Raw genomic sequence first — 21,590 nt, forward strand, 5'->3', positions numbered from 1 at the left:
TCGACGCGGAGCGTTTTTTCAGGTCCTCAACGCGATCGGAGCGACCGCCCGGAAGGGCCGGCGTACGCGCGGGGGCGGTTACGAACAGCTGGGGCATTTTGCCCCGGCGGGACTTTCTGGGACGGTGCCGGGCGATCGGTGCGGCCGGCATCGCTTACTTGCAGAATTGTTTTGAGGCGGTGATTTGCGGTGCGAACGCAACGAAAGGCTTTGGATGCAAGCGTTCTGGCACACCGCGTGCGTTCAACTCCGATCGACCACGCGGCGCATCGCCGCTGCAACCGATACCAATGACTGATGAAGGAAATCACTGATGAAAAAGCCAAAATCCCGCCTTCGAACGGCACTCGTCGCAGCACCGCTTAGCCTGGCAGCGGCCGGTCTGTTGATGGCAGCCGCCCCGGCAACCAAACTTGATCAACAACCGGCCGCCGCGTCGGCGCCGGCAACGGTGACCAAACCGGCGATCACGCCGGAACAACTGAACATCGCCAACTCGCTATCGCAAGCCTTTCGCAACGTCGCCGACAGCGTGCTGCCGGCCGTGGTCGCGATCGAAAACCGCCCCGACACGTCCTGGCGTTCGGCCAAGCCGGACCCCAACGACAACTCGATGAACGGTCAGAACCCCTTCAAGGGCACTCCGTTTGAGGACATGTTCCGCGGCGGACAGATTCCGATGCCCCCGAACATGACTCCGCGCCAGGCGCCACGTTCCCAGGGTGGCATCGGTTCGGGCGTGATCATCGACAGCTCGGGCATCGTGCTGACGAACAACCACGTCGTCGACGGCGGCGGCACCGTGATCGTGAAAACACAAGACGGTCGCGAATTCGAAGCCGTCGAAGTGTTCACCGACCCCAAGACGGACATCGCGGTGGTGAAAATCAACGGCGACGGTTCATTGACCGCCGCCAAACTCGGTAACAGCGAAACCACCTCGGTCGGCGACTGGGTGATCGCACTGGGCCAACCGTTCGGCCTGGAAAGCACCGTCACCGCAGGCATCGTCAGCGCCAAGAATCGTGGGATCGGCATCACCGCGCGTGAGAATTTCATCCAAACCGATGCGGCCATCAATCCCGGCAACAGCGGCGGACCGCTGGTCAACCTGCACGGCGAAGTGATCGGGATCAACACCGCGATCTCCTCGCGCGGCGGTGGCAACAACGGCATCGGATTCGCCGTCCCCTCGAATCTGGCGCGCTGGGTGAGCGACCAATTGGTCGCCAACGGCACCGTCCAGCGAGCCTACTTGGGCGTCGCGATCCAGCCGGTGTCGCACCAATTGGCAGCCCAACTGGGCGTCTCCCCACGCGGCGGCGTCGCGGTGACCAACGTGTTCCCGGACACGCCGGCGGCCAAGATGGGATTCAAACCGGGTGACGTGATCGTCGACTTCGGCGGCACCAAAGTCGCTACGCCACAGCAATTGCAGCTTGCCGTGGAACGCTCGGCGATCGGGAAAACGGTTTCCGTCGCGGTCGTCCGCGACGGCAAGACGATCTCGTTGAGCTATGATCCCGAAGCGGCGCCGAACGATTTTGCCGTCAACGATCGCGAGCAGAAACCCGATGGCGTCAAAATGCAGTCCTTGGGGATCGAGGTCACGCCGTTGACCGCCGACGTCGCCAAGCAACTCGGGATCAAGGATGAATCCGGTGTGGTTGTCACCCGCGTCCAAGAAGGAAGTCGCGCCGAGCAGGCCGGATTGAGTCCGGGGATGGTGATCGCCCAAGTGAACCGTCAAGACGTCGCGACGACGACTGAGTTTGAAGCGGCGGTCAAGTCGGACCAGGACGGAACGTTGCTGCTGTTGGTTCGCAACGAGCGAGGCTCCCGCTTCGTGGTCATCGAAGGATAGGACTTGCGACCGGGGTTGTCGCGGGACATCTCCACTTCGACCAGAAGGCGTTGTGAATTGCCGGGAAAACGTAGCTACCTTCGCCAACAGGTGGTTCCCCGGCATTCACCTCGCTCGCATCGAACGTCGCGACGTCGACGCGGCGATGTTTTGGCGATCGGCGTCAACGGGTATCCTGGAGCATTGCTTCGATCGACAAGGAAACTTTGATGAAATTGGCCGCCAAACTGATTCTGTTGTTCATGCTGGGTGTGTTGGGCATCGTCGCCCTGTTCTCCTGGCAAACGATCCGTCGGCAATTGAGGTGGGACGAGCAACGCAGGGCGGATCACGCCAACGACGTCGTTGGCGCCCTCAGGCCGGCGATCGACGACGCCTATCGCAACGGCGGCGTTGTGACCATTCAACAGGCCATCGAGGTGACCGCGCGACATGTCCCCGGCCAACAACTGCGTTGGGTCGACGGCGTCCCGGCCGCCGAATCGGAAACCAAAATCACGTCCCGTCAGGTCTCGCAGATCTCGGTCGCCGATAAAGACGGACAGACGGTCGCGCGGACCTTCGTACCGATCGAGATTGACGGATCCGAAGCCGGCGGGGTGGAGGTTTCCGAGTCGATGGAACACCACGATCAATTCATTCGTGAATCCTTGATCGCCTCGCTATTGTCGTTGGTCGGTGTTGCGGCACTCTCGGGCATGATGATCTACTTCGGCGGGGTGCAACTGGTCGGCAAACCGCTGGCCCGGCTGATCGATCAAGTCCATCAAATCGGCGCCGGGAAATTACCTCAACCACCCGCGTTTGAACGCAACGATGAACTCGGATCATTGGCCCAAGCGATCAGTCAGATGAGCCGACAATTGGACCAGCAACAAAACACCATTCGGCACACCGACCGCTTGGGTACCGTCGGCACGCTGGCGGCGGGGATGGCCCACGAGATGGGCACACCGCTGAACGTCGTCGCCGGCCGCGCCGGTCTGATCGCGAGCGGAAAGTTGTCTGCGGAGGAGGTTCGACAGAGTGCTGAAACGATCAAGTCCGAAGCCGAACGGATGACCACACTGATCCGCCAGTTGTTGGATTTCGCGCGACAGTCGCCGGCCACACACACCAAGATCGATCTCGGACAGATCGCCCGAACCACTTGCGATTTGATCGAACCGATCGCGGAAAAGTCGTCGGTGCAGATCAATCTGGCGCGCGATGATCAACCGTACTTCATCCACGGCGACGCGACTCAGATCCAGCAGGTGCTGACCAATTTCCTGACCAACGGCGTCCAGGCCATGCCCGATGGCGGCACCGTGACGGTGACCTTGCAACGACAAAAAACCGGCCCGACAAACCAGATCGGCATCCATGTGACCGACCAGGGCGGTGGCATCCCGCCGGAGCAAATCGATCATGTGTTCGAACCGTTCTACACGACCAAAGATGTCGGACAGGGTACCGGGCTGGGCCTGTCGATCGCCTACGGGATCGTCCAGGAACACGGCGGTGACATCGATGTCCAAAGTGAACCGAACGCGGGAACCACTTTCCGCGTCCACCTGCCCGCCGCCGATCAACCTTCCACTGCGATCAACTCATGAACGACACCCTGCCAAACGCGAACGTCTTGATCGTTGACGACGAACGCAACATGTGTGAACTGATCGAGACGGATCTGCGGCTGCGGGGGATCGACAGCCGCGGGTGCCAGTCGGCGGCCGACGCGGTGGAAGCTCTCCGCCAGGAGAACTTTGACGTCGTGTTGACCGATGTCAAAATGCCGGGCACGACGGGGTTGCAGTTGTGTCAACAGCTGACCGAAACCCGACCCGACGTGCCGGTGATCGTGATGACCGCCTTTGGGACCATGGAAACCGCCATCACGGCGATGCGTGCCGGTGCCTATGATTTCATCACCAAACCGATCGAGATGGATCTGTTGGCGATCACGCTGCGGCGGGCGATCGAGCACCGACAGCTTTCCGAACAGGTGCGATTGCTACAGGAATCGTCCGAAAAGGTCAGCGCGTTCGGTCCGATGATCGGTAAAAGTCCGGCGATGGTCAAATTGTACGAACAACTGGAACGGGTCGCCCGGTCCGACGCCGCCGTCCTGATCACCGGCGAAAGTGGCACCGGCAAGGAACTGGTGGCCCGCTCGATCCACCAGAACAGTCGCCGCGCCGAGGGACCGTTTGTTGCCGTCAACTGCGGCGCGCTGAGTGAAACGCTGCTCGAAAGCGAACTCTTCGGTCACGTCAAAGGAGCCTTCACCGACGCCCGCAGCCAGCGTCGCGGGTTGTTCCTTGAGGCGAACGGCGGCACGCTGTTGTTGGACGAGATGGGTGAGATGCCCATGACGATGCAAGTCAAACTGTTGCGCGCGCTGGAAGAACGAACCGTTCGGCCGGTCGGCGGAGACCAAGACATTCCGTTCGACGTCCGCGTGTTGACGGCCACCAACCGCGATCTGGAAACCTCTGTCGCCGAAGGCCGCTTCCGTGACGACCTGTTCTACCGCATCAACGTGATCGGGATCCCTTTGCCGCCGTTGCGTTCCCGCGGGACCGATGCGTTGCGGCTGGCCGAACATTTCTTGAAACAGTTCGCTCGATCAGAAAATAAGTCCGTCGACGGGTTCGCCGAAGGCGTCCCGGAAAAGCTGTTGGCGTATTCGTGGCCGGGAAACATTCGTGAGTTGCGTAACGTGATCGAACGAGCCGTCGCGCTCACACGCTACGATAAAATCACGATCGAAGACCTGCCGGAAAAAATCAGTAACTTCGCCGGCGGCACCGTGTTCATCGGCGGTTTGGATCCGAGTGAACTGGTGACGATGGAAGAAATCGAACGCCGCTACATCACCCACGTCTTGGAAGCGGTCGGAGGCAACCAGACCCAAGCCGCTCGCATCCTGGGACTGGATCGAAAAACGATCTACCGCAAATTGAAACAGGATCCGTAGTGGGCGAACCATCGCTCACTGCCATAATGTAACGCGTTCTCATGCTCCGACTGGGCGCATTTCCTCATCATTCTGCCCCGTATCATTCTGCCACTCTTCTCCTGCCCCTCCACCGACGCGGCGCCGTAGTTGGGGGCGAGGTAGGAAGATTTTGGAGGTAAGAAGATGACCAGAATCGAGAACACTGCAGCCAATCACTGCTTCGGCCCGGTTTCACCCGAGGACGTAAACCATCCGATCAGCCCGATGATCCCCACAGCCACCGCCACCCCGTTCAAGAACAGATTGGTGTCACTGTGCGTCACGAACGCCGCCGCTGCAAACAGCAAGCTTGACGACAAGATGATGATGGACGAAGCAAGACTGCGCATATTGCCTTGGTGGAAATGCGAAGCATCGCGCGAGGAGTGTTACGCGATGATGTCGTGGATCACGTGGCCTTTAACATCGGTCAGCCGCATGTCGCGGCCGCCGAAGCGGAACGTCGATCGCGTGTGGTCGACTCCCATCAAGTGCAACATCGTGGCGTGCAGGTCGTGGATTTCGACACGGTTTTCGATCGCCTTGTAACCGAATTCATCGGTCGCGCCGTAGGTCGTGCCGCGTTTGACCCCGCCGCCGGCCATCCAAATCGAGAAACCGAATTGGTTGTGATCGCGGCCGTCTTTGCCTTGGGCGAACGGCGTGCGTCCGAACTCACCGGCCCAGACCACCAGGGTTTCATCCAACATGCCCCGCTGGCGAAGGTCTTTCAGCAGCGCGGCGATCGGCTGGTCGACCGCGCGGGCGTTGTTCTCGTGCCCCTGTTTCAGGTTGCCGTGTTGGTCCCAGCGGTCGCCGCCGACTTGAGGGCAGGTCAGTTCGATAAACCGAACGCCGCTTTCGACCATGCGGCGGGCGATCAAGCACTGGGCGGCATAAATCCGCGTCGGTTCGTACTCTGATTCCATCCCGTACATTTTCTGCACGTGCGCCGGTTCGTCTTTGATCGACATCACTTCGGGAACCGCCATCTGCATCGCGTAGGCGAGTTCATAGTTGCGGATCGCGGAATCCAGGCTGTCGTGTCGGCCAAAGTGCTCGGCGGCAAATCCATCCAGCTGGCCGATCAGGTCCAGTTTTTCACGCTGCCGGACCGGGGACGATTCGGTCGGGGTGATGTTGGCGACACCGCTTCCCGATGGTTTGAACACCGACCCCTGGTAGCTGGCCGGCAGAAACCCGCTGCCGAAACAATCCAAACCGCCCGGCGGGATCAGCCCTCCGTTGATGACGACAAACCCGGGCAGGTTTTGACACACGCTGCCGAGACCGTAGTTGACCCATGCGCCCATGCTGGGACGCCCCTGCAGCCCGCTGCCGGTATGCAAAAAGTAATTGGCAAAGGTGTGTTCGGGGAATTCGGAAACCATCGATCGCACGACCGCCAGCTCGTCGACACAGGTCGCCACGTGGGGAAACAGGCTGCTGACCGGGATCCCCGAATCGCCGTGTTGCTTGAATTCCCACGGGCTGCCCAGCACGGTGCCGTTGTTGTTGAACTGGGTGGGTTCGACATCGAATAGGCTGGCGGGGTCTTTGCCGTTGAATTTGGTCAGCAGCGGTTTGGGATCGAAGGTGTCGATCTGTGACGGTCCGCCATCCATGTACAAGAAGATCACGTTCTTGGCACGGACCTGGTGGTGCGGACCGTGGCCGGCTTTACCGAGTTCATCGGACTGCGACGACTCAAGGGAATACGCGGCATCCTGGGCGAGCCCGGCCAGGGCCACCGCGCCAAAGCCGCTGGCGCAGCGACGCAACATGTCGCGGCGCGAGGTCGGTGCGGATTGAAACCGCCGACAGTGAAATTGGGCGTGCTTGGTCATCGCAGAAAAATGAACTCCTTGGTGTTGATCAGCGCGTGGGCGAAATCGCTCCACAATTGCACGTCATCCGGTCCGACGTTGCGGGCGTCCTGTTGGGTTTTGAAGAACGCTTCGGCGACCGCCAATTCCGGATCGGTCGGCTGTCTCGCAAACGCCGACTGGTACATCCAGCGGATCCGCGGCCCGCTTTGCGAATGCAACGCGAGGGCACGTCGGGCCCACTTGCCGGCCAGATCGACCACCAGCGGGTCGTTCATCAGGATCAACGCCTGGGCGGGAACATTGGACACGTTCCGCCGCCCCATCGTGCTGAAGGGAACGGGCGTGTCGAAGGTCAACATGAACGGCGAGAGAAAGTTGCGTCGAACGGCGGTGTAAATCGATCGTCGTCGGGCGCCATCGAGCGGTCCGCTCTTTCCAGGCCGGCCGCGGCCGTCCATGAAGGTGGTCAGGTGAATCGGAATCGGTTCGCCATACAGCGTCGGATCCAGTTCACCGGAGATCGACAACAGCGCGTCACGGATCACTTCGCCTTCGAGACGCTTGGGCGGGCGATGGTGATACAACAAGTTTTTCGGATCGCTGCCGATCGCGGATTCATCGGCCAGGCTGGACATTTGATAGGTCCGCGAAAGCACAATCATGCGGATCATCTGTTTCAGACTCTGGCCGTTCTCACGAAAGCGAGTCGCCAGATGATCCAACAATTCCGGGTGCGTCGGGCGTTGGCCCAGAACCCCGAAATCATCCGTGCTGGGCACGATGCCGCGACCGATCAGGTAGTGCCAGATCCGATTGACGATGACGCGGGAGGTCAGTGGATTGGCGGGATCATTGATGTGTTCGGCCAATTCCAACCGGCCGCTTCCCGATCGGATTTCCATCGGGGCGTTTCCGGAAACGGCGGTCAAAAAGTGCCTCGGTTCGACCGCACCGGGCTTGGATGAGTTTCCGCGAATGTAAATGTGAGCGTCTTCGCCGCTGCCGTCCATCATCGCCATGGCCAGTCGAGAGCGGTGCATGATCTGTGACTGCAACTGCGATCGTTCTTGTGACCATAAACGGGCGATTTCGGAAAGTTCGTCAGCCAGGACTCCGTGGGCCTCGCTCGCCATCTTCTCGACACCGGCCGCGATCGACTGTTGACGTTTCTTTAACTGATTGCGAGTCTGCTTTGATGCCCCTTGGGTGATCAGCGAAACTTCCAATTGGGCGTTTTCATCCGGTGTGAATTCCAGGTGCAGCCGGTGGCCGACGTAACGTTTCAGATTCAATTGCACCCAATCATCGGTCGCCTTGATCGGCTTGATCGTCTCGCCGTGCAACGGTCCGGCGATCAAACGGTGCGAGTCCACACAGGCGACGACATGGCCGGCACCGCGGACCAGACAGGCGACGTTGCCATCGGTCAGGGTGAACGTGGGGGTACGCAGGGTGCGGCTGCTGCGCGGCAACTTGGCCAGCCGGCTTCGGTTGCCCATCCCCGTTTCGCTGACCGATTTCAATCCGTTCCAGAACGGATCACTGACCGCGGCGGCAACGGGCGTGAATTCGATCACCGGGCCGTCGTCTTTGGCAGACACGACGGGCTGGCCGGCCTGGCGTGGTTGGTCGCCGAACAGAAACCCGTCCTGATAGTACTGGTCGGCCGCGATGGATTGGTAGTCAAACACGACCGCCCGGGCCAATTCCTCTTCGACCGGACCGACCGGCTCACGCGACAACTGGTGCTCGGCCAACAACTGCTGGACCGAATGGCGATACTTGGCATCGATCGCCGCCAGTTGCTCGGCAACCTTGCGATTGTGGTCGATCGATTCGAATCGGACTTGTCGATAATCACTGCCCTGCAGGAAGCCGGTCAGCGAGTAGTAGTCGGCGGTTGAGATGGCGTCGAACTTGTGATCGTGACAACGGGCACAGGAAACCGTCACGCCCAAGAAGGTCTTGGACATCACGTCGATCATGTTGTCGAACCGATCGCTTTCGTCTTTCAGGATGTCCACCGGCGAATGAACCCATTCGCCGAGAAACCAAAACCCGGTGCCCAGGATCGATTCGTTGAACCCTTGTTCGGGATTCGTTCGCGGCTCGGCCAGCAGGTCACCGGCCAGGTGTTCGCGGACCAGTTGGTCGTAGGGCACGTCGGCGTTCAGGGCGCGAATGATGTAGTCACGATACTGATACGCATTGGGCGCATCGTTGTCGAACTCGTGGCCGCGCGATTCGGCATAACGCACCAAATCCAACCAATGTCGGCCCCAGCGTTCACCGAAGTGCTGTGAATCGAGCAACTGGTCGACCAGCCGCTCAAACGCCTGGGGGGAGTCGTCGCTGAGAAACTGTTCGGCTTGCTCGGGTGTCGGCGGCAATCCGATCAAATCGAACGACACGCGGCGCAGCAGCGCCGATCGGTCGGCGTCGCCGGCCGGTTGCAGTCCCGCCTGTTCGAGCCGGTGGAGCACGAAATGATCCAGCGGAATCCGCGGCCAGGATGCATGTTCAACCGTGGGGATTTCGGGCGAGCCCACCGGTTGCCACACCCAGTGGTCTTGGGCACGTTGCCGGAGATCGAATTCGGGCCGCGTCACCGTTTCGGCCGGTGCGTCTTCTTCGGGCCAGGGGGCTCCGATTTCCACCCACCGTTCCAGCGTCGCGATGTCCTCGTCCGGCAGCTTCCCTTTGGGCGGCATTTCGTACGAGTCGTAGCGCACCGCTTCGATCAACAGGCTGCCGTCGGCGTCGCCGGGAACGACCGCTTCACCGGAGTCGCCGCCTTCGAGCATCGCCGCCAGACTGTCGACCCGCAGCCCCGCTTGGATGGTTTTTGATGTCGTGCTGTGACAGGAATAACAATGCTCGGCGAGCAACGGACGGACTTCTTTCTCAAAGAACTCTAACTTTTCTGCGCTCGGTGCGCTGGCGCTCGGTGCAGCGGCCATCGCGGCCCCCGCCAAAGGGCAGGTCAGCAAGCCGGCGGTTAGTAGGCTGCGCCATGCAAAGTTCCAAATCGAAATCACTTCATCTCCAGAATGAGCGAAATTGGGGGGACGAACCAGATAGTTTAGCTGAAGTTCGATGATCGCGGCTTGGGCAGTTTTTTTCCCAGACGCAATGGTCTTGAGGGGGAACGCCGCGGGTGGGGAGTCCATTATGACGGCTGAGATTGGAAGCCGCGAGAGGAAACTGCGACACGCGGCGGGCAATTTACGACTCTGGCCGGGAGCATTGGTGTCTACGCAAGTCGGCTCGCAAATGAGGACATGGCTCCCCTCTCCCTAAAACAGATCGCGCGAAAGACTTGGATCGCGGACTAACGATGACCGCGATCTGTTTTGGGGAGAGGGGCTGGGGGTGAGGGGCTCAGCATGGACACGCTTCCAATCGATAGACCCGCTAAATCGCCGATGGTTTTGCGGTGCGATTGTCGCAAGGACTCTTTGCTTCGGCGTGAATGACCCTCGTCGGATCTTCTCCGCTGCCGGCGGTCACGATGGAGTGGATCCCCCTCACCCCCGGCCCCTCTCCCCCGAAACTCTGGCTCGCTTAGGCTCGCCAGAGTTTCGGAGGAGAGGGGAGCCCGTTTCATTTTTGCTCTGTGAAACTTCCGCTCCAATAGGGGACGCTTACGCTGAGCCGCGAAGTCATTTTCCCCAGCCCTTCTCTGTGCGCAAAGCCGGGGGAGCAGGGAGCCATGGTAAGTTGTGTCGACACCAATGCCTGACAGGGAGGGGCGAGCGCAGCGAGGGGAGGGTCGTTTGCTGGTGTTTGAGTGCATCCGAGCCGCAGGCAACCCTCCCCGCTCCGAGGATCCAATGGACGGTGCCATCCATCATCTTCTTACCCCCAAAATCTTCTTACCCTTTCTCCGCGATGGCTAGGAAAACCGAATGGGCCGCGTCCTACGTTTGATCCATCACGATCACCTTTGCACCGCGGACATGCCCGTGCTTGAGTTCCACCAACGCCTGGTTGGCCTGTCGGAGCGTGTAGGTTTCGACTTTTGGACGGATCGGAATTTGTGCCGCGATCGGCAGGAATTCGGCGAGGTCGTTGCCGGTGATGTTGGCGACGCTTTTGATTTCTTTTTCCATCCAGAGGTGGTCGTGATACGACAGCCGGCTTAATTCCTGTTTGTCAGCGTCCTCTTTGCGAATCGCGTTGATCACCAACCGCCCGGCGGGCCGCAGATTGCGCAGTGCTTCGACGATCGGTTTCCAGGCCGGCGTGGTGTCGATGATCGCTTGCAGCGGTTCAGGCGAGGTGGCTTCGCTCGCACCCGCCCAGTGGGCGCCCATCTCTAACGCGAATTGTCGCGAGCGTTGATCGCGGGCGAACACGTAGACCTTGGTTCGCGGATACAGATGGCGAACCAGTTGCAAGACCAAGTGCGCCGATCCGCCGAACCCGGTTAGCCCCAACGGGTCGCCGTCGCTCAGATTGGCTAGCCGCAGAGCGCGGTAACCGATGCCACCGGCGCACAGCAGCGGTGCCGCTTCGGCGTCGCCGAACGTCTCTGGGATCGGGAAAATGTACCTCGCATCGGCGCACATGTACTCGGCGTAGCCTCCGTTGACGTCGCGTCCGGTCGCGCGGAATTCGGGGCTCAGGTTTTCCTGGCTGGTTCCCGATGAAGCATAGATCCATCCGATTCCGACGCGCCGGCCGACGGTCCATTGGGCAACGCCCGCCCCCAGCGTGACGATCCGCCCGACGATTTCGTGGCCGGGGACAACGGGAAATTGCGACGGTGCGGTGCGGCCTTCGATTTCATCCAGCTCCGTGTGACAGACGCCGCACGAAAGCACCTTCACCAACACCTGTCCCGCCCCCGGATCCGGGATCGGCAATGAGGTGAATTCCAGCGGAGTGCGGCAATCGTCAAGCGAGACGATTCCAGGCAGCACCATCGCGTTCATCATGTCCATCGGTTTGTCTCCAGCAGGGACGTCGCTGTCCCGCAACGGCGTCGGCGTTGGTTGATTTCACGCCTTTTGACATCGTGCATCTGGCATGCCGACAGCGAGGGCGATGGAGCATGCTTTTCGGCACATGGTTTGCGACGCAATGTACGTTGGACGTTGGTGTCTCGCCTTGAGGGACCATCCAGCTTAGGACAGAGGCGAAACGCGACAAATCCAAATGATCTGGCCGATTGGGTAAGAGGTGGTCGGTTGAGGGGTGTACGACGTCCTTTCTAGGTCGTCGTGCAGAGCCCCACGGGCGACAGCCCGGAAGGGCCATCGTCCCCCGATAGAAGCATCGCCCTAAGCTGGACGGTCCCGAAAGCCTGCACACCAACGCTGTCGCCCGTGCCAAATGAGCGGGACCGAAAATTACAGGAACGACGCGGTCGTAGCGGCATCGGGTAACCAGCCTACAGATCGCAATTGCGGAGAGAGCAAGATGGTGGAGTGGCCGATCGGATTGTCCACGGGATGTTTTTATCGCCACAGCATCTTTGAATGCCTGGAACCGATCCGCGCGGCCGGATTCGACTTGATCGAGATCTGTTCGTTTCCATCGCATTTGGATTACCACGACTTTGAGGCGGTCAAGCGCGCGGGTGATCTGATTCAACAATTGAAGCTCGAACCGTTCGCCTTTCACGCGCCGTTTGCCGAGCAGATCGATATCACGTCGCCCGATTCGGCGGTGCGGAATCGTTCGGTGGAAGAGATCGTCACGGCCGCCTCAGCCGCTGCGGAAATCGGCGTGCTGTATTTTGTGATCCACCCGGGGCCCGAGCAACATGGTCTGCCCGAAGAGGAACGCATGCACCGCATGGAAAACGCGGCACATTCATTGAATCTGATCACCTGCGAGTGCGCCGAACTGAATGTCGGTCTGATGTTGGAGAACATGATGCCACACCTGTTCTTCGGCCGTCCCCGCGACATCCTTTGGATTCTAGGCGCGATCGAAAGCACCGAAGTCGGGATTTGCCTGGACACCGGACACGCCTACCTTTCCGGCGACTTGCTCTCGGTCGCCCATAAGTTGTCGGGGCACTTGTGGATGGTGCACGCCAGCGACAATGGCGGCGAGCGGGACGACCACCTGCCGCCCGGTGATGGAAAGATCGAGTGGGAACCGTTCATCAGGCAGCTGGAGAGAGTTCACTTTGAGGGCCCCATCATCTTGGAAGTCAACGGAGACTTCGATCCGGAGACGACATTGGACGGCGCCCAGCGGGGCAGACGGTTCATCCGCGAGATAAAACGCCACGTCGAAGGTGCGAATCCGCACGTGCAGGGCTGGGCCTGAGAACGCGGCGCGCGGATTCGCCCGTCTTCCGCGCCCTTACGGGCTTCTTGCGAGTGTCCTGCGGCCATCGAATGCGTCTTTTAAATCCGCGCGATGCCTAAACACGCCTACACTCGACTGACGAAACGGCGTCGCTTGGGGGGGGACCTTTCGCTCCGAGATTGCCTCCCTTCACAGGCCGGAACCGTTCGCGTGAAAGAAACGCCGGTAAACGAGGAAGGCCATTCCATTCGGCACAGGAGATGCACAAATACTTGGCGGTCGACTGGATGCTCCCGCCGGAGCCGGGGGAGGTCGATTTCCTTTTCCTCGGTTGATGGCGGGGCCGAGACCAACAATCGCACGATGGACCGCGCGATCTCGTCGCGGGCGTTTGGTTCCGATCGCGCCCAAACATTTGACAAGGGGATCCGATGAGTATCGACTTAAGCACCAGTTTTGGCGGCTTACATCTTCAAGCTCCGATCGTGGTGGGCTCTTGTCCGATGACGGCGGAGGAACCGAGTCAAGTGGCCTTGGTTTCCGCCGGTGCGGGGGCGATCGTGTTGCCCTCTCTGTTCCAAGAACAAGTGCTGTTGTGGAACGATCGCAACAGCGTGGCGTTTTCGCCGCAGGAAAAAGCCCTGCTCAAACGCAGTCGACGGGTTCCGGTGGAGAACGCCGGATTGGATGCCGAGTCGTACTTGGAAATGGTCACCCGGGCGACGTCGCAATTGTCGATTCCGGTGATCGCTAGCCTGAACGGTGAAAGCGGTGGCAACTGGTTGGACTTTGCCAAGGAAGTCGAACAGGCCGGTGCGTCGGCAATCGAGTTGTGTCTGCAGCCGCCTCCGCCGAGTGTGTATGGCACCGCGCGCGAAGTCGAAGACGCGGTCGTCGACGTGGTGACCAAGATCGATCACGCGATTAAGATTCCGTTGTTCGTCAAATTGCATCGCAGCTACACCCGACTCAGTCAGCTCTCGTGCCGATTGCTCTCGGGCGCACAGGGCTTGATTCTATTCGGCCGATTACCCGACACGGATATCTCCCTGGACACGTTCCAACTGAAGTCCGAGTGGACGCTGACCGAGCCGGGGACGGTGACCAAGATCATCGGTCCGGTCATGCAGGTCCACAGCCACTGCCCCGGCATGCCGCTGGCCGCAAGCGGCGGTATCGGGACCAGCATCGATGTGGTGAAAGCTCTGTTGGCCGGCGCCGATGTCGCGATGGTCACTTCGGCAGTCTGTCGCGAAGGCCCGACGGTGGTGCGGACCCTGATCGATGGGCTGCGGAATTTCATGGAGCGTCGTCACATGAAATCGCTGGACGACTTGTTCGAAAAGCGTCCGCTGGAATTCGACTCCGAAGCCCAACGCAACGATTACTTGAAAGGGTTGACGGCGCGGTTCGATCCCGCCGAAGTCCGCCGCAAGGTCTCGCACCTGCACGGCGACCGCTGGGGCCATCCGACCAGCGATGCGGTGGAAAGCTGACGGCGGGTTTCGGCAGTTGCAACTTGGAGGTAACCGCACGCGCCAGCGGTTCGCTGATGCCAGCGGGAAGCGTCCGCGAGCGCCCCCACACAATCACTGCGCACACGTCCCGTTCATTGATTGAACACTAGTCGATCAACAGCGCCGATAGCACTTGGGCATAGACCCGGTGGCCGAAGTCGTTGGGATGGTTGACGCCGTTGCCGGTCAGGTCCGCGTCCTTCTTGCGTTTCAGCATTTCGATCCACACGCTGGTCATATCGGCCAACGCGATGCCGGGCCCGCAAAGCGACGCCAGTTGGTCGCGGTATTTGGGAAACACGTCGTGGTTCAACCGCACCCAGTCCCGATTGCCGGTCATCGGAGCGATCAAAATGAACTCCGCCTGGGCGCACGTGTCTCGCGTTTGCCGAATCATGGCGGCCGTGTTCTGACCGAACTCCTCCGGCGAACGGCCCGCGGAATCGTTCATGCCAAAGGCCAGAATCACCAGGTCGGGATCGTCTGGCGTGACCTTGTCGATCATCGAGATCCCCCACGGCGTCGATTTTCCGCCGACCGAGAGATTGGTCAAGGTGACTTCGGTTTGGTAGTGCCGCCGCAGATGCTCGACGAGTAGGTCTTGGTAAGCTGGTTGAAACGGTGCCCCTCCACCCCAGAGTGACGCGTTGCAACCGGTCGAAATGCTGTCGCCGAGCAAGACGATCGAAAGCGGCTCTTGACGACGCAGTTTTTCAAGCGTCTTGGGAAGCGATTCAGGGTTGAATGCCGGCATCGACGGCGGCCAGGATGTGTCCGCTTTTTTGTACGTCACGTGCGTTTGCATCTGGTGATATTCCAGTTTTGCGCCGAACAGGATTTCCCCGTTTCCATCGCGGTGCGTCAGCCGGTGCTTTTGGGAATTTTCCGGACGCCGCAGCCCTGACGCCGGCGTCGTTACCACGCGCGAACCGGCGGGGATGACGATCTGGCGACTGCCGGGAGTGAATTGATAATCCACGTCCTGTTGATACATGATGTCACCCGACGAACTTCGCACCGCAAGAATCTCGTGAATCGGAAATAACATCGACCCTCGTGCACCGCCCGATTCGGGATCTCGCACGAATAACACCGGTTCCTGCTCCACGACGTCGCTGCGCCAAAACGGCCGCAGTTGATCGCCAGAGTATTGCCACGCGGCCGGGGCAGGAGGTTGCTGGGCATGGGCGACAAGGCCCGCGAGGAACAGCGTGCAGACGATAGAGAACGAACGGAGCGACATCAAATTGCTGAAGTTTGTGAGGACGAACAGGTTGCAGGCACACCAGGATGGTGTGGCCTTTATACTTTGTCCCGCCGCCAACCATCCACCAACTTGACCGAGCCATGTCCGCTTTGCAAAAAACTCGATCGGGGCGTCACCCGGCAGGCCACATTCTCCTCGCCGGTTTGTTTCTCGTTCTGGCATTCGCATGCGCGGTTGGGCACGGCCCACCGGTGCAAGCTCAAATCGCGACCTCGATCCCGTCGCCGACGCTCACGTCCGGCACGCTCGGATCGGAGGCGAGCTGGAAAACCCCGTGGCATGTCATCGACAGCGGACGTGATGGTCCCACGGTCTTGATCACCGGTGGCGTTCACGGCAACGAACCGGCGGGGGCGCGAGCGGCCGAACAAATTCGTCATTGGCCGATCCAGCGAGGGAAACTGGTCGTGATTCCCCAAGTCAACCGCCTGGGGCTTGCGGCCAACATCCGCTGGACGCCGGAGCACCGAAACGACCGCCGGCGGCGCGATTTAAATCGCAGTTTCCCGACGGCCGAGCATGACGAAACGCTGACCGAGCATAGCGGAGCGATCTGGGATTTCGTCACGCAGCATCAACCGGACTGGCTGTTTGATCTGCATGAAGGGTTTGATTTCCATCGCGTCAATTCGAAATCGGTCGGGTCGAGCGTGATCGCGTTTCCCGGCCAACGTGACTTTGCCGAACGCATCCGGCAATCCGTCAATGTGGAATTGGAGCCCAAACATCCGTTCGACCTGCTGGCCAAAAGCGGTCCTGCCGTGGGCAGTTTGGCTCGCGCCTGTGGCGAACAGCTGGGCGCCGCGAGCTTCATTTTTGAAACCACGTTCAAGGATCAACCGATCTCGATGCGGACCCGGCAACATCGCCGCATGGTGTCGACCGCGCTGCTGTCGATCGGGATGATCGCCCAGGACTGTGTCGATCGTATCGCCCCGACGCCGCAAAGCGGAATTACCAGCGTGGCGGTTTTCGACGATTCGGGAGCAAATGAAACGAAAGTCTTGACCGTCCTCGATAGTCGCTCGGATTTGTTGGTGCGACTGGTCGGCCGACACGACATGTGCCCGGCGGTGTTGGACCAGTTCGATGTGTTGGTGTTTCCCGGCGGTTCGGGCAGCAAACAAGGCAAAGCGATCGGACCATTGCGTCGCGATCATGTTCGCCAATTCGTTCGTGACGGAGGAGGGATCGTTGGGATCTGCGCCGGTGCCTATCTATGTTCGTCGCACTACTCGTGGTCGCTGGATCTGATGAATGCGGCCGTGTTCAATAAAACGGTGGAGATCCCCGGCAAGGGCAGAAAGTCGATGTGGTACCGCGGCCCGGCCACCGACGTTGACGTCGAACTGACCGATCGCGCGGCGGAGGTGTTGGGAGTTTCCGGAACGAAATCGATCCGGTACCAAAACGGCCCGATCCTTTCTCCAGGAGACGACGACTCGCTCCCCAAGTATGAACCTTGGGCTCACTTTCGCACCGAAAACGGGATCTACGAGCCACAAGAGAACACCATGATCGGTGCCCCGGCCATCGTGTTCGCACGCTACGGGCAAGGACGCGTGCTGGCGATCAGCCCCCATTTTGAAAGCACCGCGGGACAATCCGACGTGATCCCACGTGCCGTTGCCCACGTCGGTAAACGTTAGACTGACCCGCGGTAGGATCGATGGTCCAGCGCACGTTGATGTCTAGCCTTGAGGCGATTCCCCGTCGCTGCAAAGCAGCGACAATGGGCGGCTAAAGCCTGGACACCAGCACGTATGGACTACACTGACGCGGCACTGCCGTTCCGACCGCCCCCGCTTTGCCCCACCTCCACGATCTTCTTTGCGATGAATCCCTCCTCCCGTTCTCGACGCTCTTTCCTGAAAACCTCGGTCGCCTTGGCCGCAGCGAGCCCACTTGTCGGCGAGCTTGTCCATGCACAGGCCGCCGACGACTCGCCGCCGTTGATCGCGTACGTCGGCACGTTTAGCTCGCCGCTTCAGGATGTCTTGCCGACCCAGGTCGACTTACCGCCGGGCAACGGACGCGGCATTCATCTGTTCCGCGTCGATCGTCAGACGGGAGAATTGACTGCAATCGGGACGCAACGGATGGGGACCAGCCCAAGTTGCTTGGCCGTCAATGCGGCGGGCACGCGATTGTATTCGGCCAACGAAACCGATCGTGTCGGAGCGGCCAAGGAGGGGTCGGTCAGCACGTTTTCGATCGATCGATCCTCCGGTGAGCTGACGTTGATGGGGACGGTGCGCAGCGGCGGTGCCGGGCCGACCTACGTCAGCATTCATCCGAGCGGCCGGTTTCTACTGGTTGCCAACTACTTCGGCGGCAGCGTGGCGGTTTTGCCGATCAGTTCGGACGGACAGTTGGGCGAACCGGTCGACGTCAAACAGGACGCCGGCACGATCGGGCCGACACAAGCCACCAACGCCCCGCCGGGAAGCTTCGCCATCAGCGGTCACGACCGCACCCACGCCCACATGATCCAATCCGATCCCTTGGGACGTTACGTGCTGCATTGCGACCTAGGACTCGACAAGATCTTTCTGTGGCGATTCGACGACCAGACGGGAACGCTGACCGCCAGCGACCCGCCGTCGGTTTCATTGCCACCGGGAGACGGGCCGCGACACTTTCATTTTCATCCCGGTGGGCGTTGGTTGTACAGCATTCAAGAAGAAGGATCGACGATCGTCCTGTTCGACTACGACTCGGATGCCGGTCGATTGACGGAGCGACAAACGATCTCGACGCTGCCGACCGAGTTTGTCGGCAGCAATTTCTGCTCTGAAATCTTGGTTTCCGGCGACGGTCGATTCGTTTACGCCGGAAACCGATTGCACGACAGTGTGGGGATTTTTTCGGTCGGAAAAACGGGTGAACTCCGCTACGTCGGCGAGGAGTGGACGCGGGGGAACTATCCGCGCAGTTTCAGCTTTGACCCGACCGGCCGGTTCTTTTACTGCCTGAACCAACGCGCCGACAACATCGCGATTTTCAAAGTCAATCGGCAAACCGGCGCACTGGATTTCACCGGCCACTACGCCGCGGTCGGCAACCCATCACACATGATGTTCTTGGATCTCTCTGTCCAATGAGAACGCCACCATTTTTTGACCAACCCATTTTTTGACCCACATTCTTTCGATCGCCGCCGACCGTCCCAGTCGGCGGCGTCATCGCTCGATCAAATACAGCTGCGACTTGCTGCGGAGGATCAGTTGGTCGTCGACGACGGCGGGGGAGGCCATGAAGCCGTCACCGAGTTTGGTCTTGGCCAATTCCTGGTAGTCTTGGCCGGGTTGGATCGTCACGATGTCGCCTTCGGTGCTGAAGCAATAAATCCGGCCGCCGGCGTAGATCGGCGAGGCGGCGAAGGAACCGCCGGCACGTTCTTGCCAGGTCAGGTCACCGGTCTTGGGATCGCGTGCGGTGATCACCCCGTCGTCGCTGTTCATGTACAGCAAGCCGCCGACGAGCAACTGCGACGACTTTTTGGCGACGCCTTTTCGGCCGGACCACTCGATGTGAGTCCCCGTCACGTCCCCCTTGCCGTCGGGGCGAACGGCAACCATCGATCCCATGCCGTTGGTGATGAACACCAACCCGTCGCCGTACAGCGGCCGCGCCGACGCGTTCATGCCTTCGTGATAAACCGTCCACAAGGTTTCGCCGTCGGAGGGATCGTAGGCGATCGTCGCCACGGCGCTGGGATAAACGAGTTGCTCTTGACCGTTGACGGTGATCACGTGGCCGGTGCAATACGCTTTCATCCGGTCGCCGTCATTGGTGCCGTAGTCGATTTGGCGTTGCTTTTTCCAAACCGTTTCGCCCGTTTGTTTATCGAGCGCGACGACATACTGCACATCGTATCCGTCGTAGGCGATGAACAGTTTGCCGTCGTGCAGGATCGGCGACGATGCGGGGCCACGGTGGTGATCACATTCCAGGTCCTCGCGTTTCCAGATCACTTCGGCGTCGGCGGTGTCCAGGCAAGCCGTCAGGTAGCTGCCGAAGTGAATGTAAACGCGTCCGGCTTCGATCACCGGCGTCGGCGTCGCGTAGCTATTCATCGGGTGGCAGAACGCGGGCGAATCATTTTCCATCAGCACCTTGTCGTGCACGATCGTTCCGCTGTTGCGGTCGACACACAGGACGGACATTTTCGTGCCGTCTTCGGTAGCCGTCGTCAACCAGATCTGGTCGCCCCAAACCACCGGCGAGGACCATCCTTTGCCGTGGATCGGCGTCTTCCATTTGACGACCGAATCATCGATCGCGACGGGCAGGTCCGCGTCGCCGGCATGGCCGTCCCCGGAAGGGCCTCGGAATTCGGGCCAATTGGATGCGAATGACGTGACAGTGAAGACTGTCACCAGGAGGACGGCGGCGGTGCTGCGCATCAGTAGGAGATCCAGGCGATCGGGTGGGCGAGTGTGGGAAGGAATGTCTTGCGTGCAATCATAGGTCGCCCGCGACGTGTTCTCAACTGGAACGCCGATCCGGTGCCGATTCGCTATACTCCAGTGATGACCAAGCCCCAGCCCGAACCGATCCAGCCCGGCCAAGTCGTCGGCCTTGCCCGATCCGTCGTGAAACAGGACCGCTTTCCCTATTTGGCTTCGATCGATGGCGACCAGCCACGGCTTCGCCCCGTTTCCCCTGTCCGCACCGACGGGTTCACCGTCTATGTGGCCAATTTGCGGAGCTATCACAAGACCGCCGAAATCGCGGCCAACCCGAAGGTCGAGCTGTGTTATCTGAGTGACAGTCACGACCAGGTCCGCATCACGGGGGTGGCGACGATCGTGGAGGACGCGGCGGTGTTGCAACAGATCTGGGACGCGAATCCGTTGCTGCGCAATTACCTGGGATCGATCGACAATCCCCAGCTGATCGTTTATCGCATCGATCCGGTCAAGGTCCGATTCATGCGTGAATGGGCGTTGGAGTATCACGAGGTGGATTTCCGACAGGCCGGTGATGCGTGAATTGTTCCGCACGTTGCCGTTGATGTGCGTCGTCTTGTTGGTTCCCGTGTTGCCGTTCCTGTTGTTCGGCGGCCAATTGGAAACTTGGCTGCGCGGCGTCGCCGAAGATCCGCCGTCGGTCGCGGCGACCGCGGCATTGGTGATCGGGTTGCTGGCGACGGACATCTTGCTGCCGATCCCATCCAGCGTGGTCAGCACGATGAGCGGTTGGCAACTCGGGTGGTGGCGTGGGACGCTGGCGACTTGGGTGGGGATGAATCTTGGTGCGGTCATCGGCTTTGCGTTGGCCCGGCGATGGGGGCAGCCCTTCGCGCTGTGGTTTTCCAGCGGCGAAGATCTCGATCGGATGCGCGAGGTCAGTCAGCGGTACGGGCCGCTGGTGCTGGTGCTGACGCGCGCAGTGCCGGTTTTTGCCGAGGCGAGCGTGTTGATTTCTGGAATCCATCGGCTTTCCTGGCGGAGATTCCTGCCGGCGATCCTGCTGAGCAACCTGGGGATCGCGATCGCCTATTCCGCCCTCGGTGAATACGCCCAACGTCACCAGTGGCTACCGTTCGCGCTCGGGGCGTCGATCGGTTTGCCGGTCCTGATCGCCGCGGCGGCAAAACGGTGGCTTCCGGAGTGAAGATGAGGTGGTCAAAAAATGGGGGCTGAACCTGGCCTGTTGAAAAGTACGTGGCGTCGAAAACTGGTGAACCGGCAACGATTGAAAATTGCAAAATGAACAGTGCAAATTGCGAAATGATTGGAACGACTCCCGGCAAATTTGAATTTCGCAATGAACAGTTTGCAATTTGCAATCGAGGGATCCAGCAGAATCGCTGAACGTCCCCGAACCTACCCAACGTTCCAAGTTCCATTGATTT

At 60.2% G+C, this 21,590-nt stretch carries 15 protein-coding genes; 9 read left to right on the plus strand and 6 right to left on the minus strand.

Annotated elements, in window-relative coordinates:
- Positions 1–313 precede the first annotated feature (313 nt).
- From H1B37_RS25110 to H1B37_RS25120, 3 genes are all read left to right on the plus strand, one after another.
- The gene (locus tag H1B37_RS25110; RefSeq protein ID WP_182870031.1) at positions 314–1,864 is read left to right on the plus strand and encodes a Do family serine endopeptidase; all 1,551 of its coding nucleotides are present in this window, start codon (positions 314–316) and stop codon (positions 1,862–1,864) included.
- A 209-nt stretch (positions 1,865–2,073) separates the two neighbouring features.
- A complete protein-coding gene (locus tag H1B37_RS25115; RefSeq protein WP_182870032.1) occupies positions 2,074–3,462 on the plus strand; it encodes a sensor histidine kinase in 1,389 nt (462 codons plus the stop codon).
- On the plus strand, positions 3,459–4,826 hold the full coding sequence (locus tag H1B37_RS25120; RefSeq protein ID WP_182870033.1) for a sigma-54-dependent transcriptional regulator: 1,368 nt from the start codon (positions 3,459–3,461) through the stop codon (positions 4,824–4,826). Before H1B37_RS25115 ends, H1B37_RS25120 begins: the two co-directional genes overlap by 4 nt.
- A 194-nt stretch (positions 4,827–5,020) precedes the next feature.
- Here H1B37_RS25120 and H1B37_RS25125 read toward each other — a convergent pair whose 3' ends face one another.
- From H1B37_RS25125 to H1B37_RS25140, 4 genes are all read right to left on the minus strand, one after another.
- Complete coding sequence (locus tag H1B37_RS25125; protein WP_182870034.1) at positions 5,021–5,197, minus strand: hypothetical protein; 177 nt, start codon at positions 5,195–5,197, stop codon at positions 5,021–5,023.
- Between the two features lie 39 nt (positions 5,198–5,236).
- A complete protein-coding gene (locus H1B37_RS25130; protein WP_182870048.1) occupies positions 5,237–6,631 on the minus strand; it encodes a DUF1501 domain-containing protein in 1,395 nt (464 codons plus the stop codon).
- A 59-nt stretch (positions 6,632–6,690) separates the two neighbouring features.
- Positions 6,691–9,636: a PSD1 and planctomycete cytochrome C domain-containing protein gene (locus H1B37_RS25135; protein WP_182870035.1), complete on the minus strand. Its 2,946-nt coding sequence runs from the start codon at positions 9,634–9,636 to the stop codon at positions 6,691–6,693.
- A gap of 960 nt (positions 9,637–10,596) precedes the next feature.
- Positions 10,597–11,616 (minus strand): zinc-dependent alcohol dehydrogenase family protein, encoded by a 1,020-nt coding sequence (locus H1B37_RS25140; protein WP_286178148.1) that lies wholly within the window; start codon positions 11,614–11,616, stop codon positions 10,597–10,599.
- 484 nt (positions 11,617–12,100) lie between these two features.
- Here H1B37_RS25140 and H1B37_RS25145 point away from each other — a divergent pair, with 484 nt between their 5' ends.
- Together H1B37_RS25145 and H1B37_RS25150 are read left to right on the plus strand one after the other, a co-directional pair.
- Positions 12,101–12,961, plus strand: a complete 861-nt coding sequence (locus tag H1B37_RS25145) for a sugar phosphate isomerase/epimerase family protein (RefSeq protein ID WP_182870036.1) — start codon at positions 12,101–12,103, stop codon at positions 12,959–12,961.
- Between the two features lie 413 nt (positions 12,962–13,374).
- Positions 13,375–14,439 (plus strand): beta/alpha barrel domain-containing protein, encoded by a 1,065-nt coding sequence (locus tag H1B37_RS25150; RefSeq protein ID WP_182870037.1) that lies wholly within the window; start codon positions 13,375–13,377, stop codon positions 14,437–14,439.
- A gap of 127 nt (positions 14,440–14,566) precedes the next feature.
- Here H1B37_RS25150 and H1B37_RS25155 read toward each other — a convergent pair whose 3' ends face one another.
- A complete protein-coding gene (locus H1B37_RS25155) occupies positions 14,567–15,703 on the minus strand; it encodes an SGNH/GDSL hydrolase family protein (RefSeq protein ID WP_182870038.1) in 1,137 nt (378 codons plus the stop codon).
- A gap of 215 nt (positions 15,704–15,918) precedes the next feature.
- Between H1B37_RS25155 and H1B37_RS25160 the strand changes: the two genes are divergently transcribed.
- Entirely contained in the window at positions 15,919–17,376 is a 1,458-nt protein-coding gene (locus H1B37_RS25160; protein ID WP_182870039.1) for a BPL-N domain-containing protein, read from the plus strand.
- Positions 17,377–17,562: 186 nt separating this feature from the next.
- Positions 17,563–18,831 carry a lactonase family protein gene (locus H1B37_RS25165; RefSeq protein ID WP_182870040.1) on the plus strand — a complete coding sequence of 423 codons (1,269 nt, stop codon included), beginning with the start codon at positions 17,563–17,565 and terminating at the stop codon, positions 18,829–18,831.
- A 78-nt stretch (positions 18,832–18,909) separates the two neighbouring features.
- Here the strand turns inward: H1B37_RS25165 and H1B37_RS25170 are convergent, their stop codons facing one another.
- Positions 18,910–20,136 (minus strand): outer membrane protein assembly factor BamB family protein, encoded by a 1,227-nt coding sequence (locus H1B37_RS25170; protein WP_182870041.1) that lies wholly within the window; start codon positions 20,134–20,136, stop codon positions 18,910–18,912.
- Between the two features lie 48 nt (positions 20,137–20,184).
- On the opposite strand from H1B37_RS25170, the gene H1B37_RS25175 reads away from it, so the two are divergent.
- Together H1B37_RS25175 and H1B37_RS25180 are read left to right on the plus strand one after the other, a co-directional pair.
- On the plus strand, positions 20,185–20,724 hold the full coding sequence (locus H1B37_RS25175; protein ID WP_286178151.1) for a pyridoxamine 5'-phosphate oxidase family protein: 540 nt from the start codon (positions 20,185–20,187) through the stop codon (positions 20,722–20,724).
- Positions 20,717–21,349, plus strand: coding sequence for a TVP38/TMEM64 family protein (locus H1B37_RS25180; RefSeq protein ID WP_182870042.1), 633 nt, complete (start codon positions 20,717–20,719; stop codon positions 21,347–21,349). The genes H1B37_RS25175 and H1B37_RS25180 overlap by 8 nt, the downstream gene beginning before the upstream one ends.
- The last annotated feature ends 241 nt before the right edge of the window (positions 21,350–21,590 follow it).

The organism is Stieleria mannarensis (genome assembly GCF_014154935.1).
Taxonomy (GTDB): domain Bacteria; phylum Planctomycetota; class Planctomycetia; order Pirellulales; family Pirellulaceae; genus Stieleria; species Stieleria mannarensis.

Excerpts from the sequence above, each read along its gene's own strand:
- H1B37_RS25110 (WP_182870031.1), top strand. The coding sequence starts at position 314 with ATGAAAAAGCCAAAATCCCGCCTTCGAACGGCACTCGTCGCAGCACCG.
- H1B37_RS25115 (WP_182870032.1), top strand. The coding sequence starts at position 2,074 with ATGAAATTGGCCGCCAAACTGATTCTGTTGTTCATGCTGGGTGTGTTG.
- H1B37_RS25120 (WP_182870033.1), top strand. The coding sequence starts at position 3,459 with ATGAACGACACCCTGCCAAACGCGAACGTCTTGATCGTTGACGACGAA.
- H1B37_RS25125 (WP_182870034.1), bottom strand. The coding sequence starts at position 5,197 with ATGCGCAGTCTTGCTTCGTCCATCATCATCTTGTCGTCAAGCTTGCTG.
- H1B37_RS25130 (WP_182870048.1), bottom strand. The coding sequence starts at position 6,631 with ATGTTGCGTCGCTGCGCCAGCGGCTTTGGCGCGGTGGCCCTGGCCGGG.
- H1B37_RS25135 (WP_182870035.1), bottom strand. The coding sequence starts at position 9,636 with ATGGCCGCTGCACCGAGCGCCAGCGCACCGAGCGCAGAAAAGTTAGAG.
- H1B37_RS25140 (WP_286178148.1), bottom strand. The coding sequence starts at position 11,616 with ATGATGAACGCGATGGTGCTGCCTGGAATCGTCTCGCTTGACGATTGC.
- H1B37_RS25145 (WP_182870036.1), top strand. The coding sequence starts at position 12,101 with ATGGTGGAGTGGCCGATCGGATTGTCCACGGGATGTTTTTATCGCCAC.
- H1B37_RS25150 (WP_182870037.1), top strand. The coding sequence starts at position 13,375 with ATGAGTATCGACTTAAGCACCAGTTTTGGCGGCTTACATCTTCAAGCT.
- H1B37_RS25155 (WP_182870038.1), bottom strand. The coding sequence starts at position 15,703 with ATGTCGCTCCGTTCGTTCTCTATCGTCTGCACGCTGTTCCTCGCGGGC.
- H1B37_RS25165 (WP_182870040.1), top strand. The coding sequence starts at position 17,563 with ATGAATCCCTCCTCCCGTTCTCGACGCTCTTTCCTGAAAACCTCGGTC.
- H1B37_RS25170 (WP_182870041.1), bottom strand. The coding sequence starts at position 20,136 with ATGCGCAGCACCGCCGCCGTCCTCCTGGTGACAGTCTTCACTGTCACG.
- H1B37_RS25180 (WP_182870042.1), top strand. The coding sequence starts at position 20,717 with ATGCGTGAATTGTTCCGCACGTTGCCGTTGATGTGCGTCGTCTTGTTG.